This is a genomic window from Herbidospora galbida (assembly GCF_005233835.1).
GTDB lineage: Bacteria > Actinomycetota > Actinomycetes > Streptosporangiales > Streptosporangiaceae > Herbidospora > Herbidospora galbida.
Window position 1 is genome coordinate 59,798 of the sequence record NZ_SZQA01000020.1, and the last position, 13,255, is coordinate 73,052.

Annotated in this window: 5 protein-coding genes; 2 read left to right on the top strand and 3 right to left on the bottom strand. The window is 75.5% G+C overall.

Annotated elements, in window-relative coordinates; translation table 11 throughout:
• Window positions 1-3: 3 nt before the first annotated feature.
• Together FDA94_RS20855 and FDA94_RS20860 are read right to left on the bottom strand one after the other, a co-directional pair.
• Window positions 4-585 (bottom strand): TetR/AcrR family transcriptional regulator, encoded by a 582-nt coding sequence (locus FDA94_RS20855; RefSeq protein ID WP_137248754.1) that lies wholly within the window; start codon window positions 583-585, stop codon window positions 4-6.
• Window positions 582-1,586 carry a glycoside hydrolase family 113 protein gene (locus tag FDA94_RS20860; protein ID WP_137248755.1) on the bottom strand — a complete coding sequence of 335 codons (1,005 nt, stop codon included), beginning with the start codon at window positions 1,584-1,586 and terminating at the stop codon, window positions 582-584. Before FDA94_RS20860 ends, FDA94_RS20855 begins: the two co-directional genes overlap by 4 nt.
• A gap of 108 nt (window positions 1,587-1,694) precedes the next feature.
• Here FDA94_RS20860 and FDA94_RS20865 point away from each other — a divergent pair, with 108 nt between their 5' ends.
• A complete protein-coding gene (locus FDA94_RS20865; protein WP_212735421.1) occupies window positions 1,695-12,239 on the top strand; it encodes a non-ribosomal peptide synthetase/type I polyketide synthase in 10,545 nt (3,514 codons plus the stop codon).
• Here FDA94_RS20865 and FDA94_RS20870 read toward each other — a convergent pair.
• Entirely contained in the window at window positions 12,236-12,829 is a 594-nt protein-coding gene (locus tag FDA94_RS20870; protein WP_137248757.1) for an NAD(P)-dependent oxidoreductase, read from the bottom strand. The two genes, FDA94_RS20865 and FDA94_RS20870, sit on opposite strands and share 4 nt — an antisense overlap.
• A 63-nt stretch (window positions 12,830-12,892) precedes the next feature.
• Here FDA94_RS20870 and FDA94_RS20875 point away from each other — a divergent pair, with 63 nt between their 5' ends.
• Window positions 12,893-13,255, top strand: a complete 363-nt coding sequence (locus FDA94_RS20875; protein ID WP_246060067.1) for a winged helix-turn-helix transcriptional regulator — start codon at window positions 12,893-12,895, stop codon at window positions 13,253-13,255.

Here is a 13,255-nt window from a genome sequence, read left to right on the forward strand (position 1 = left end):
ACCTCATCGAGAGGTTTGATCAGGTGAGAAGACACACGCCAGCGCGCGCCGGATGACGTCGGCGAACGGCCGGTTCGCGGCCGGGGCCAGCCAGTTCCTCCCGGCGACCCTGATCGCGGCGACCACGGCCGCCGCCGTGACCTCGGGCCGCAGCCCGGTCTCGCCGGTGCGTTCGGCGATCGCCTCGGCGAGCGAGGCCTCCCCCACGCTGAAGGCGCGCAGCGCCTCGCCCTCCAGTTCGGGGGTCAGCATGATCATGCGCAGCCCGGCCCGGTCGGGCTCGGGGTCGGTGAACAGCCCGACCATCGCCTCGGTCACGGCCACGTCGAGCGGTTCGCCGGCGGGCCGGGCGCGCAGCGCGTCGCCCGCGCGCCGCGACTGGTCGGCGTGCCCGCCGCAGATGGCCTCTTCCCTGCTGGAGAAGTAGTTGTTGTACGTCCGGGGCGACACCCCGGCCGCCGAGGCGATGTCGTTGACGCGGACGAGAGCCAGGCCGCTGGGGCCCTGTTCGACGGCCAGGCGCAGCGCGGCAGTGGTGATCGCCTCGCGGGTGGCCTGCCGGTTGCGGGCCCTCAGGTCGGTCATGACGGCAGCATATTCATGCGCCCGTAGACGTCGGCGAGGGCGGCGAAGGACGCCTTCGGCTCCCACCCGGCCCGGTCGCCCAGCACCTTCACCACACCCGGGCTCGCGACGTCGAAGCCGCCCGGCAGGTCCCACCGCGCGAAGGTGTACCAGAACGCCGCGTCGACCCCCTCACCGTCGAGGATCGCCAGCACCTCACGCAGGTAGCGGGCCTGCTCCTCCTCGTCGCGCACGACCTCCCGCGTCAGCCGGGCGGCCGGGCCGCGGTCGCTCCACTCGACGACCGAGTCGCCGCGCTCCCCCGCGTCGGCCGCGCCCCGGTAGGTCACGCAGCCGAACTCGTTGACCGAGACGGGCCTGCCCAGCGCCCTCCCCTGCTCGACCAGGGCCGAGACCGTCTCCCGGTAGGTCGCGGCGGTGGCCGCCGACCGGTATCCCGCGTCGGTGGCGACGATGTCGAAGATCGTCCAGTCGACCCGCTCGAACGGCAGCGACGAGTAGGTGACGCGGCCCCCGAACCGTGCCCGCACCAGCGCGACCGCCTCGGCGAGGAACGCGTTCACCTTGTCCGGCACGTCGGCGATCCCCTCGCCCAGCCGGGGCAGCCGCTCGCGCAGCGTCTCCCCGGGCAGGAAGCCGGTGGTCATCATGCTCACCTCCGACCCGGTGACCATGACCACCTCGGCGCCGTCGAGCCGCAGCCGCTCGGCGTGCTCGGCGCAGTCGGCGATCACCGCGAGCAGTTCGCCGACGGTGAGGTCGCAGGTGAAGGGGGACAGCCAGACCTCCAGCCCGGCCTGGGCGGCGGCGGTGGCGGCGGCCTTCAGCCGGTCGGGATACTGCCCGCTGATCCGGACCGCCGTGCAGTGCAGGTCGTCGCGGATGACCCGCATGTCGCGGGCGACCTCGGCGAGGTCGAAGGGCTCGTGGGTGCTGTGCCCGGCGGCGCGGGCGTAGACGTCGGCGAAGCCGGTGTCGTAGTTGATGCCTTTGGTGCGCATGCCGCCGAACCTACCAATAACTTGCGCGTCACGCACTATATGCGTGACGCGCAATTCGCCCGGTCTCTGTCATCATGTCCCGGAATCCGCGAGAGCCGGGGGCGAACGATGCTGCTTGATGTGCTGCTGGGGGCGGCCGACGACGCGCCGGACCAGGTCGTCGTGCACGTGCGCGGCGACGGGACCGAGCGGGTCGTCACCCACGCCGAACTGCGCGACCAGGCGTTGCGCGTGGCGGGCGCGCTGTTACGGGAGGGCATCCCCCCGGGCACCCCGATTCCGCTGGTCGCCGACCGGAGCGAGGACTTCCAGCCGCTCTTCTGGGGGCTGGTCGCGGCCGGGCTCGTGCCCGTCCCGCTGGCCCCCGATCCGCGCCGGGTCCGGCCGGTGTGGGAGTTCCTCGGCCGCCCGCCGACGGTGGCCGACGAGCCGCCGATCCCGGAGGCGCGGGCGCTCTCCCCCGCCGCCCTGCTTCGGGGGGAGAAGGCCACCGAGTTGCCGGTACGGTCACCGCACGACCTGGCCTTCCTCCAGTTCTCCTCCGGCAGCACCGGAGACCCGAAGGGCGTCGAGCTCACCCACGCGGCCGTCGTGGCGAACCTGGCGCAGATCCGGGCCGCCGCCGCGATCACCCCCGACGACGTCTCGGTCAGCTGGATGCCCTACTTCCACGACATGGGGCTCATCGGCACCCATCTCGCGCCGCTGGCGGCCCGGATCAAACAGGTGAAGCTGGCGCCGCTGGCCTTCGCGAAGCGCCCCGCCGTGTGGCTGGAAACGGCCGCGCGGCACCGGGCGACCGTGCTGACGGCGGCCAACTTCGCGCTGGCGCTGGTCGAGCGGCGGGTGCCCGACGAGGTGATCGCCCGGCTCGACCTGTCGAGCGTGCGGCTGATCCTGGTCGGCGCGGAGCCGATCTCGCCGCGCGTCTGGCGGGCGTTCCTGGCCAAGACCGGGCTGCCGCCGCACGTGCCGCAGCCGGTCTACGGGCTGGCCGAGGCGACGCTCGCGGTGACCGTGCCGCCGCCGGGCGCCACGGCCGAACCGCTGGTGCTCGACCGGCGGGCGCTGGCCGAGGGCCGGGTCGAGTTCACCGCGGCCGGTCCGCACGCGGTCGAGTTCATGGACGTCGGCCCGCCGGTGCCGGGCTGCGAGGTCCGCATCGCCGGAGACGACCGGGTCGGGCCGATCCAGGTGCGGGGGCCCCAGGTCGCCCGCGGCTACCACCGCGCCGCGCCGTTCGGCGACTGGCTCGACACCGGTGACCTGGGGTTCCTGCACGAGGGCCGGTTGTGCGTGACCGGCCGGGCCAAGGACGTCGTGTTCGTCAACGGCGCCACCTTCCACGCCGCCGACCTGGAGGAGGTCGCGGCGGGGGCCGTGCAGGGCCCGGTGGCGGTCGTCGGCTCGTCGGGGCCCGAGGGCGAGCGGGTCGTGGTGTTCGTCCGGGCGCCCGCGCCGGCCGGGGTCGTCGCCGAGGTGTGGCGGCGGGTCGCCGAGGCGTGCGGGCACGACGACGTGGGCGTGGTGACGGTGCCGTCGACGGCGTTCGCCCGGACGACCAGCGGGAAGCTGCGGCGTTCGGTGCTGCGGGCCCGGTTCGAGGCCGGGGAGTTCAGCCCGGCCCCGCGCTCCCGGGCCGACGTCGAGGCGGCCGTCGCGGCGATCTGGGCCGACGTGCTCGGCGTCGAGGCCGTCGGGCCGTACGACCGGTTCGCCGCGCTGGGCGGGTCGTCGCTCAAGGCCATGCAGGTCCTGGCCGCCGTCGAGGACCGGTTCGGGGTGACGCTGCGTCCCTCGGACGTCCGCGACCACGACACCGTCGCCGCCCTCGCGGCCCACCTGCTGGCCCCGCCCGCCCACGAACGAGCCTCGGTGCGCGGTGCCGGTGGGTCGCCGGTCGCGATCACCGGGATGGCCTGCCGGTTCCCCGGCGCCGACACCCCCGAGCGGTTCTGGGAGCGGCTCGACGGCGGCCACGACGCCATCGCCCGCATCACCCGCTTCGACCACCCCGGCCACGGCGGCTTCCTCGACGACCCGGCCCTGTTCGACGCGCGCTTCTTCGGGCTGTCCGACGAGGAGGCCGCCGCGACCGACCCCCAGGCCCGGCTCCTGCTCGAACTCGCCCACGAGGCGCTCGAACGGGCGGGCTACGCGGGCTCCCGCCGCCACGGCCGAAGGGTCGGCGTGTTCGCCGCCGCCGGAGAGAGCGGCTACCGGGAGATCCTGGAGGCCGCCCACGGCGCGACGGGGCTCCCGGCCGAGGCGCTGACCGGGAACCTGCCGAACCTGCTCGCCGCCCGCGTCGCCCACACGCTCGACCTGACCGGCCCGGCGCTGGCCGTCGACACGGCCTGCTCGTCGGCGCTGGTTGCCCTCCACCTGGCCCGGCGCAGCCTCCAGCAGGGCGAATGCGACCTCGCGGTGGTGGCGGGGGTCAACCTCACCCTCACCCCGGCCGGATACCGGGCCCTCGGGAAGACCCAGGCGCTCTCCCCGACCGGGCGGTGCCGCGCGTTCGGCGCGGCGGCCGACGGGTTCGTGCCCGGCGAGGGCGGCGCGGCGCTGGTGCTGGCCCGGCTCGACGACGCGGAACGCTCCGGTGACACCGTCCTGGCCCTCGTCAGGGGCACGGCCGTCAACAACGACGGCCGGTCGCTGAGCCTGCTCGCGCCGAACCCGCTCACCCAGCGCGAGGTGATCACCCAGGCCTACGCGGAGGCGGGCGTCGACCCGGCCGAGGTCGCCTACGTCGAGGCGCACGGCACGGGCACCCCGGTCGGCGACCCGATCGAGCTGCGGTCGCTGCGGCACGCCTTCCCCACCGGCTCCCGGCTGCTGGGCTCGGTGAAGACCAACGTGGGCCACCTGCTCAACGCGGCCGCGATGCCGAGCCTGGTCAAGGTCGTGCTGGCGCTGGGGCACGGGAAGGTGCCGCCGTCGCTGCACGCCGATCCCCCCGCCGAGGGCCTCGACGGGTTCACGGTCCCGGCCGAGCCGGTCGAGTGGACCGGCCCGCGCACCGCCGGGGTCAACGCCTTCGGCTTCGGCGGCACCAACGCGCACGCCATCCTGTCCGAGGCCCCCGCGCGACAGGTCGAGCGCACCCCGCACGAGGGCCTGAGCCTGCTCACCCTGTCGGCGTGGAGCGCGCCCGCGCTGCGCCGGGCGGCGGGCGATCTGGCCGCGTTCCTCCCCGGCCACGACGAGGGCGACGTCTGCGCGTCGGTCGCGCGGGCCCGCGACGAGGGCCCGCACCGCCTCGCGGTCGTCGCCGACGGCGACCTGGCCGAACGGCTGGCGAACGCCGAGGGGCGGGTCGCCGGGCCGCGTCCACGGCTGGTCCTCCTGCTGCCCGGTCAGGGCGCGCAGGGCTCCGGGGCGGACCTCTACGCGAACGCGCCGGTGTTCCGGCAGGTCATCGACGAGGCCGCCGACCTCGTCGGCCCCGTCGGCGGACGGACCCTCAAGGACTGGTGCGTCGATCCCGCCGCCGACGTCGTCCGCACCGACGTGGTGCAGCCGCTGATGGTCGCCTACGGGGTCGCGCTCGCCCGCCAGCTCCGCGCCTGGGGCGTGACCCCGGACGCGGTCGCCGGGCACAGTGTGGGCGAGATCGCCGCCGCCTGTGTGTCGGGGCGGCTCAGCCTCGCCGACGCCGTCACGTTCGCGGCCGAACGCGGCCGGTTGATGCACGACCTCTGCCCGCCCGGCGCGATGGCGGTCGTCCCCGCCGACGCCGCGCTGCCGCCCGGGGTGACGGTGGCGGCGGTCAACGCGCCCGGTCAGGTCGTGGTCGCCGGGCCGCCGCAGGCGGTCGAGGCGCTCGGCGGACGCCGGATCAACGTCGCGCGGGCGTTCCACTCGCCGCTGATGGACCCGGCGCTCGACCCGCTGGCCGGGGCGGCGGCCCGGATGACCGTCCGGCCGCCGGAGATCCCGCTGCTCAGCACGGTCACCAACGCGTGGAACCCGTCGTTCGACCCGGCCTACCTGCGCGACCACGCCGCCCGGCCGGTGCGGTTCGCCGACGCGATCGGCCGGCTGGTCGCCGAGGGGTACGACACGTTCCTGGAGCTCGGGCCGTCGCCCGCGCTCGGCGGCGCGGTCCGGGCCGCCTCCGGCACCGGGACCACGGCGGTGACGACCATGGCGGCCGGGCACGAGGGCGGCGCGCGGGCGCTGCTGGAGACCGTCGGCGCGTTGTGGGAGCGCGGCCTCCCCATCGACCGCACCACCATGGACCGGGGGCGGACCCGGGTGTCGGTGCCGACGTATCCGTTCGAGCGCCGCCGCCACTGGCCCTCGTCGCGGCTGCTGCACCGGCTGGTCTGGCGCGAGCGGCCGGTCGACGGCCCGCCGGTGGCCGTCGACGGCCTGGCGGAGGCGCTCGCCGCCCCGGGCGTGACCGTGCTGACCGGCGGAGACGTCACTGTTCTCGTGGCCGGAGCGCCCCGGCGGGCCGGTTCGGCCGACGCGCTCGACGCCGTGCACCGCGACCTGACGGCGGCGCTGGTCGCGCTCGACGCGGCGCGGGTGCTCGTCGTCACCCAGGACGTGCACGTCGACCGGCCCGAGCAGGCGGTGGTCGAAGGGCTGGCGGCGGCGCTGGCCCAGGAGACGGGCAGCGAGGTCAGGGTCGTCGACCTGGCCTCGCGGGAGCCCCTCGACGAGAGGGTCGCCGCCGTCGGGAGCGAGCTCGCCGCCCGGGGTTCCGGGCTCGTCGCGTGGCGCGAGGGCCGGCGACTGGAGCGGGAGCCGGAGGCGGTCGTCCCCGCCTCGCGGGAGCTGCCCCCGGACGGGTTCTACCTGATCACCGGCGGCGCGGGCGGGGTCGGGGCCGCGCTGGCGCGGGACCTCGCCGACCGGGGGCGGCCCACGATCGTGCTGGCCGGGCGGTCGCCCCGGCCGCCCGCCGGACTGCTCGCCGACCTGCGCTCCCGGGGCGCGACCGTCGACTACCAGTCCGCCGACGTGTCGCGGGAGGCCGACGTCGAGGCGCTGCTCGCCCGGCTGCCCCGGCTCGACGGGCTGTTCCACGCCGCCGGGGAGGTGCGCCCCGGCGCGCTGCGGGGCGCGGCCCCCGAGGCGATCGTGGCGGGCATGGCGGCCAAGACCCGTGGCGCCCACCTGCTCGCCGAGGGGCTGCGCCGCCATGGGCTCACGCCAATCGTGTGCGCGGCGTTCTCGTCGGTGTCGTCGGTGCTGCCCGGTCTGGCCGGGGGGATCGGCGGCTACGCCGCCGCCAACGCCTACCTCGACGCGCTGTGCCGGGCCGAAGGGGGGCCGTGGATCGCGGTGAACTTCGCCGCGTTCGCGGAGGTCGGCCTGGCCGCCCGCGCGGGGGTGACCCGGGGCGCGCTCGACCCGTCGGCGGCGCTGGCCGCCCTGCGCGGCGCGGTCGGATCGGGGGCCGCGCAGGTGGTGGTGGCCGATCTGGCCGCCGTACCGGAACCGGCTCCCGTGCCGCCCTCCGGTGACGTGCGGACGGTCGTGCGGCGGCTGGTCGGCGGGGCGCTCCGGCGGGACGACATCGGTGACGACGAGTCGTTCCTCAGCCTCGGGCTCGACTCGCTCACCGCCGTCGACCTGGTCAAACGCCTGGAGAAGGAGCTGGGCCGCCCGCTTCCGATCACCCTGTTCTTCGAGTTCCGCACCCTGCGCGAGCTGTCGGCCCACCTCGACGCCGACGGGTCGTTCCCGCTCACGCCGGTGCAGGTCGCGTTCCAGACCCAGCACCGTCTTTACCCCGAGATCTCGGCGTACGGGTATGTCCGCCAGACCATCACCGGGCCTCTCGACCCCGACCGCCTCCGACGAGCTCTGGAGCACCTGGTCGACCGGCACCCGATGCTGCGGCTGCGGATCAATCCCGACGGCACGCAGTCGGCGGAGCCGTCGGTGCGCCCGTTCTTCGAGGTCCGCGACACCGACGATCTCGACGCTCTGGAGAGCGAGCTCCGCAACCGCCCGTTCGACCTCGCGGCCGGGAGCCCGCTGCGGGCGGTGCTGGCGCGCACCCCCGCCGGGACCCACCTGGTCATCGTCGCCAGCCACCTCGCCGCCGACGGCTTCAGCCTGAACGTGCTCGGCGAGGAGCTCTGGACCGTCTACACGGCCCTGTCGCGCGGGACCGCCCCGGTCCTGCCGCCCCTGGCCACGACCTTCGCCGAATACGCCGCCGCCTCGGAGCCGGCGGGGGCGGGCGATCTGACGTACTGGACGGAGGTCTTGAAGACCACCCCCGACCTGCGCCTCCCCTACGACGGCGACCCGGACGGGCCGCCCCTCGACGCCGTGCAGGTCGCGCTGACGGCTGACCAGTCGGCCGCCCTGCGGGCGACGGCCGCCGCGCACGGCGTCTCGCTGTTCCACCTGCTCCTGGCCGCCTACGTCCGCTGCCTCGCCCGCTGGACCGGCGGCGGCGCGGTCGCGGTGAACGTCGCCCGGGCGCGCCGCGAGGTCCGCCTTCCCGGCGTCGACCGCCTGGTCGGGCCGCTGGCCGACACCCTGCCGCTGCTGACCGGGGTGCGCCCCGGCGAGCCGCTGCCGGAGCTGGCCGCGCGGCTGCGGGACCTCTGGCAGGACGCCGAACGGCACGCCACCCCGACCTCCGCCGACCTGGCCCGGCTGCTGCCCGCCGCCGGCGGCCCGCGCACGGCGAGCCCGGCGTCGTTCAGCTTCGCCCGGTTCCCCGCCGCGACCGACCCGGCCTGCCCGGTGGAGGTCGTCGCGACCGCCGCCGGGACCGCGTCGGCCGCGACCCGGCTGAGCCTGCTGTGCTGGGAGTCGGCCGGTGAGCTGCGGTTCTCGTGGAACTTCCCGTCGCGGCTGTTCCGGCGGGCGACGGTCGCCCGGCTGGCCGCCGATCATCTGTCCGAGCTGTCGGTCGCCGAGCGGCCGGGGCTGGCGGCCCGGTTGCGGGCGCAGTTCCGCGCCACCCCCGACGCCGTCGCGGTCGACACCGGATCCGCCCGGCTGACCTACGGCGAACTCGACCGGCGGTCGGCCGCGCTGGCCAACCGGTTGCGCGGGGCCGGCGACCTGATCGGGCTGATGACCGAACCCGGGATCGACACCGTCGTCGGCCTGGTCGGCATCGTCCGGGCGGGCGCGGGCTGGGTGCCCCTCGACGCCACGCATCCGGAGGCCCGCCGCCGCGACCAGCTCACCCGCTGCGGCGTGACCACGGTCGTCACCGACGTCTCGGGCGAGGGCGAGTACGACGCCCCGGACGTCTCCCCCGACGCGATCGCCTACGTCATCTTCACCTCCGGCTCGACCGGCCGCCCCAAGGGCGTGCCCATCACCTACCGGTCGGTGGAGAACTACCTCGACTGGGCCCTGGCCGCCTTCGGCTACCACGAGGGCGACCGGCTGGCCCAGACGGCGTCCGTCTGCTTCGACGCCTCGGTAAGGCAGCTGCTGGCCCCGCTGCTGGTCGGCGCGACGGTGGTGACGTTCACGCGGGAGGAGGTGCGCGACCCCGGGCTGCTGGCCGGGCGGCTCCGCGACGTGACGGTGTGGAGTTCGGTCCCGAGCCTGTGGGCGCGGCTGCTGGACGCCGGGCCCGTCGAGCACCGCCTGCGCTGGATCCACGTCGGCGGCGAGGCGCTGCCGCCGGAACACGTGCGCCGCTGGTTCGACCTGTACGGCCCCGTCGCCCGCATCGCCAACCTCTACGGCCCCACCGAGTCGACGATCAACGCCACCTGCCACGTCATCGACGAGCGCCCCGCCGACGACGTCACCGCGATCCCGATCGGCCGGCCCGTCGCGGGCACCTTCGTCGAGGTGGACGACACCGGCGAACTCCTCATCGCCGGGGCCGGGCTGACCCCCGGCTACCTCGACGACCCCGGCACGGCGTTCGTCGAACGCGACGGCGTGCGGTGGTACCGCAGCGGCGACCGCGTCCGGCGCGACGCCGACGGGAACCTCGTCTTCCTCGGGCGGCTCGACGCGCAGGTCAAGGTGCGGGGCCATCGGGTCGAGCCCGGGGAGGTCGAGGCGGCGTTCCACACGCATCCGGAGGTCGCGCGGGCGGCCGTGGTGCTGACGGGCGAACGGCTGACCGCGTTCGTCGAGCCCCGGCCCGGCCGCGACCCCGATCCCGTCGCGCTGCGCCGGCACCTGGGGGCGTGGCTGCCCGCGTACATGATCCCGGCCCGGATCGAGATCGTGACCGCGCTCCCGCAGACCCCCACGGGCAAGATCGACCGCCGCGAGCTCGACGGGACCCCGCCCGCGACCCCGACCGAGGAACTGGTCGCCGAGGTGTGGCGCTCGCTGCTGGAGGTGCCCCGCGTGTCGCGGGAGGACGACTTCTTCGCGCTCGGCGGCGACTCCATCCTGATCCTGCGCGTGTTCGCCCGGCTCGCCGACCACATCGCCACCCTGCCGCGCCCGACGGTCGTCTACGAGCACGGCACGCTGGCCGCGCTGGCCCGCGCCATCGACGACGCCGAACCTTCGGACGTGCCGACGACCGATGACGAGGGGCCGTTCCCGCTGACGCCCGCGCAGCGCGGGTTCCTGCTGGCCGGCCAGGCGTGGCTGGCGACGCTGCGGGTGCACGGGCGGGTCGACCGGGAGCGGTTCCAGCGCGCGGTCGACGCCTGCGTGGCCCGGCACGGGATGCTGCGCACGGTCTTCCCCGGCGACGTGCAGCAGGAGCTCCCGGGCTCCCTGCGGCTGCCGGTGATCTTCGAGGACGCCGCCGACCCCGCCGCGTCGATCGCCGCCGAGCGGGAGCGGGTCTTCGAGCCGTGGGCGTGGCCGCTGTTTCGGCTCCGGCTGGTCACGCTGACCCCCGAGGAGCACGTGCTGGTCGTGCACGCCCACCATCTGATCGGCGACGGCTACAGCGCTGCGCTGCTCGGGCGTGAACTGCTCGCCGCCTACGACGGGGTCGGGTCGCCCGCGCCGCGCAGCACCTTCCGCGACCACGTGGCCCGGCTCCGGGCCCCGGCGGGCGGGCGGGAGGCGTACCGGAAGCCGGTGGTCGCGCCGGGCCCGGCCCGCACGGTGGCGTTCACCGTCGGCGCGGCGGCGCTGCGGCGGGCCGCCGCGGAGGCCGGCACGACACTGTTCGTCGCTGTGCTGGCCGCCTACCACCGGGCGCTGACCGCCTTCACCGGCCACGACGACCTCATGCTCGGCGTCGCCGTGTCCGGCCGCGACGACGCGCCACCGGACGCCCACCTGGTCTTCGGCCCGTACGCGCACGCGGTGCCGGTCCGGCCCGCCGCCGGAGACCTGCGGGCGGTGGCCAAGGAGGTGAGGGCCGCCCGCACGGCGAACGCCGAGGACATCAGGGCCACCCAGTTCTTCTTCACCTACCTCGACTTCACCGCGCTGGGCCCGCTGGAGGGCCGCACTTTACGGCTGACCTGGGACCTCGACGGGGAGATCGCCCCCGTGGGCGCCCAGACCTTCCTGTCGGTCCGGCCCACACCGGACGGCGATCTGCGGCTGGTGCTGCGAACCGCCGTGGCGGACGGGGAACGTTTCGAGCGATTGCTGCGGACCGCCGTGGCCGAGGCTGAACGTGTCGAGCAACTGCCGCGGACCGAACTGCCGACCGCCCGCCCGCCGCTGATCGCCCAAGAGCGACCTCTCGCCGGAAGGGCGCCCCTGGCCGAGGGCCCGCTGCTGATCCCTCAGGCGCGGCCGCTCGCTGGAAAAGCGACCCTTGATGCTGCCCTGGTCGGCTATCTGCCCCCCTTCGCACAAGTGCGGGCGCTCGCCGGGGACCCCGCGCTGACCCGAGAAGGCGTGCGCGCCCTGCTGTTCCCCGGCGGAAGCCCGCGCCTGGCCGAGGAGCTCGGCACGCCGCTCGGCCGGTCGGGTTTCGTCTGTCTGCCGTTGTTCGCCGACGAGCTCGCCGGCACGCCCGATCTGGCCGCGCGGACCGCCGAAGCCGTCGAGCAGGCCGCCGCGCTCGGTGCGCGGACCGTGTCGCTCGCCGGGACGATCCCGTCGCTGACCGGCTACGGCTTCGACGTGACGCGGCGAACCGCTGTGCCCGTCACGACCGGGCACGCCGCGACGGCCGTCTCGGTGGTGCTGACCGTCCAGAAGGCGCTGGCGGGACGGTCGCCGCGTGATCTGACCGTCGCCTTCGTCGGGCTCGGCTCCATCGGCCGGTCGGCGCTCGGTCTGCTGCTGGCCGCGGCCGACCGGCCGAAGCGGCTGCTGCTGCGCGACGACGCGGCCCCGCTGGACGGCCTGCCCCCAAGTGGGGAGATCTGCGGCATCGACCAGGTCTACGAGGCCGACCTGATCGTCGCCGCGGTGAACGGCCACGATCAGGTCATCGACGTCGACCGGCTGCGGCCGGGCACGATCGTCGTGGACGACTCCTTCCCCCACTGCTTCGACGTCGCCAAGGCGCGGGCCAGGCGGGACGTCACGGTGGTGGGCGGCGGCCTGCTGTCGATGCCGGGGATCGAGCGGCGGCTGACCGAGGACGTGCCCGCGCCCTGGCTGCCCGGCACCATCGCCTCCTGCCGGCTGGAGTCCCTGATCCCGGGGCTGCCGCCCGTCCTCGGGCTGGTGGACACCGAAACGGCCCTGGCCTGCCGGCGCGCGATGACCGCCGCCGGGGTCGAGGCGGCGCCGCTCCACCTCGCCGGGGAATGGGCCTAGACGGCGGTGACGGCCACCAGTTCCCGGTGGTGCGCGGGCCGTTCGGCCTCGTCGACCACGGCCGCCGCCAGGTCGGCGTAGCCGAAGGTCTCGTCGGCGGGCGCGCGGCGTCCGCCGACGCGGTGCCGGCCGGTCGCCGGGTCCTCGTTCAGGAAGACCGGCGGCGGGGCGAGCACCACCCAGTCGAGCCCCGACTCCCGGAGCACGCCGAGCTCCTCGACGTGCCCGAGGGTGAAGGCCCGCGCGTCCTCGGGGAAGCCGGGCGTCTCGTACAGCGGCACGCCCTCAGGTGTCTCCAGCGTCGTGCCGATGCCGACCGCCACGAGCCGGGTCACCCCGGCCTCGGCCATCCCGCCGACCAGGGCCTTGGCCGCACGGGGGAAGAAGTCCGGTTCATACCTGCTCGCCGCCATCACGACGGCGTCCTGCCCGGCGACCAGGGAGGCCACCGACTCGGGGTCGGTGACGTCGCCGACCGTCCAGTCGCCCGGCCGGTGGGAGACGCCGGTGACCTCGTGCCCGCGGGCGCCCGCCTCGGTCACGATCCTGCGGCCGGCCCGGCCGCCCGCTCCGAAAACCACGATTCTCATGGGGCGTGACGCTAACCTGCGCACCCTTGGTTTCCGCAACGATACTCACGTACCCTCCCGAAGGTGGCAGAGCCTCTCGACCCCGACATGTTCGCCGGGTGCGCCCCCGTGACCTCGCCCGTCCGGATCGGCGACAAGTGGACCGCGAAGATCATCCGCTGCCTCCAGGACGGCCCCCGGCGCTACTCCGAGCTCAAGGTCCCGCTGACCGGCATCACCCCGAAGGTGCTGACCGAGTCGCTGCGCTCGATGGAGCGCGACGGGCTGGTGACCCGGACCGCCTATCCGGGGATCCCGCCGAAGGTCGTGTACGAGCTCTCGCCGCTCGGCCACTCCCTGGTCGAACCGCTCGACACCATGTGCGCGTGGTCCCGGGCCAACCTCCCGAAGGTGCTGTCGGCCCGGGACGCCTACGACGTCGGCTGA